This window comes from Kitasatospora sp. NPDC093102 (assembly GCF_040683915.1).
In the GTDB taxonomy this organism is placed as follows: domain Bacteria; phylum Actinomycetota; class Actinomycetes; order Streptomycetales; family Streptomycetaceae; genus Kitasatospora.
The window spans coordinates 1-1968 of record NZ_JBFBFA010000089.1; the positions used below are offsets into that span (position 1 = coordinate 1).

1 protein-coding gene is annotated in these 1968 nt (G+C 73.8%); it reads right to left on the reverse strand.

Going from position 1 to position 1968, the window contains the following annotated elements:
- A partial coding sequence (locus AB0O11_RS38310) for a hypothetical protein (RefSeq protein ID WP_363396952.1) occupies positions 1–1731 on the reverse strand: 1731 nt, incomplete at its 3' end.
- Positions 1732–1968 lie beyond the last annotated feature (237 nt).

The following is a 1968-nucleotide window of genomic DNA, read 5'->3' on the forward strand; positions in this document are numbered from 1 at the left end:
GAGGTCGAGGAGGTGGATGGTCCCGGTGAGGTCCTCGGGGGTGATGCGGGGGGTGTCTTCGTTCTCGCCGGTCCCGCCGGTGGCCGCCGTGGTGTCGTCGTCGAATGCCTCGGGCGGCCAGGGGGTCCGGTCGCCGGAGAGGGGCTCTGTCGTGTCCTCTCTGTCGGTGGTGGTGTCGGTGTGGGTGGCTGTGGGCGCGGTCGGGACGGTGCCTTCCACGCCTTCCGTGGTGTCCGTGGTGTGGGCGTGGGTGGCGGCCAGGAGTTCCTCGATGCCGGTGGGATCGAGGGCCATGTCGTCGCGGTCCCCGGCGTGGGCGGCGGTGTCGTCGTGGTTCCTGGTGTGGGTGGCCGTGGGGGTGGTGGGGTCGTGGTGGCCTGTGTGGTCGTTGCTGTCCGTTTCCCACGTCATCGGTATCGGGCTGTGGGAAGCGTCGGGGGTGGGTGTCTCGGTGAGGCGGTAGGGGTCGGGCTGCGGCCGGCCGTGGCCGGTGGTGGCCGCGTCTTCGTGTGGAGGGGTCAATCCGGTGGGGCTCGGGGTGGTCGGGTCGGATTCGTCGAGGAACCAGAAGCCCCAGTCGACGGCGTCTTCCTCTTCTGTCGGCCTGCCGTCGGCGGTGTCGGTCGGGGCTGTCGGCCCGGTCGGGTCGCCGTCCTCGATGCCGTCCGTGCCGTGGGCGTGGGCGGCGTGGGCGGCGGCCAGGAGTTCCTCGACACCGGTGGGATCGAGGGCCATGTCGTCGCGGTCCCCGGAGGGGGTGGCTGTGGGGGTGGTCGTGGTGTCGACGTCCGTAGCGTCCGTGGCGTCCGTGGCGTCCGTGGTGTGGGCGTGGGTGGCGGCCAGGAGTTCCTCGACACCGGTGGGATCGCGGGCCATGTCGTCGCGGTCCCCGGCGTGGGTGGTCACGGGGGTGGTCGGATCGCCGTCACCGTCGCGGCCGTCGATGGGATCGGTGTCGGCGTTGGTGTTGTGGTCGGTGTTGTGGTCGGGGGTGCGGGGGGGTGTCCCGTCCCGGTCGGAGTGCGGGCTTGTGGGTACGGGGTCGGGGGTGGGGTCCGGTGCGTGGTGGTGGCTGGTGGCGCGTGGGGTGGGTGCTGTGCCGGGGCCGGTGCGCGCGGCGTGTGCGGCGGGGGTGGCGGCGAACACCGAACCGGCGGGGAGTGCGCTGTCTGCGGGGCGTGGGGCGGGGACTCGCAGTCCTGAGGGGTCCGTCACCATCCGCCGTCCCGTGGCTTTCCGGGGCGGTCGCACGGGCGTGGGCGGCACCGGCGCCGCGTTTGTGGCGGCGGGTGTCTCGGTGTGTGGGGAGGGTGCCGGTGGTGTGGGGGTGGTGCCCGTCGCGGTGGTGGGTTTGCGGGTGCCGCGGGGTGTGGGGGTGGTGGTGGCGTGGTCGGTGGTGAGGTCGGGCAGGCCCGGGATCACGGCCTGGATGCGTTGCCAGGCCGTGGTCCCGGTGCGGTCCGGTGCGGTCCAGGCTTTCCGGCAGTTGTCCAGGACGCCGGTCGCGACGGTGATGGAGCCGAACCGGGCCTGGCGGGCCTTGGTTTTCGACAGCAGGACGCGGTTGGCGAGCTGTTCGACGACCGTGTCCATCGGCTCGTGCGGGATCAGGACCTCGGGCAGTCCCCGGTGGGCTCTCGAGCCGTTCCATTCTTTCAGCGCGGCCAGGGCCCGCCGGCCGTCTCCCGTGGTCAGCCGCACACCGGCCGCCACACCGGCACCGGCCGTCACACCGACACCGGCCGGCGCAGCGGTTCCGGTACTGGTCGGTGTCCCGTTCCCCCCGTTGCCGGCAGCACTCCCGGCGGGCCGGGGGCGCTCCCCTTCCACCCGTGGCTGCGGGGCCCGTGGCATCGGATGCCGAACCCGCGCGGGCCGGCCGGCGGCCGCTCCCGCCGGGTTTGTTTCCGGGCCGCTCCCGCCGGCCGCCACGTCACCGGCCGGTGGGCGCGATGCTGCCGCGTCCGG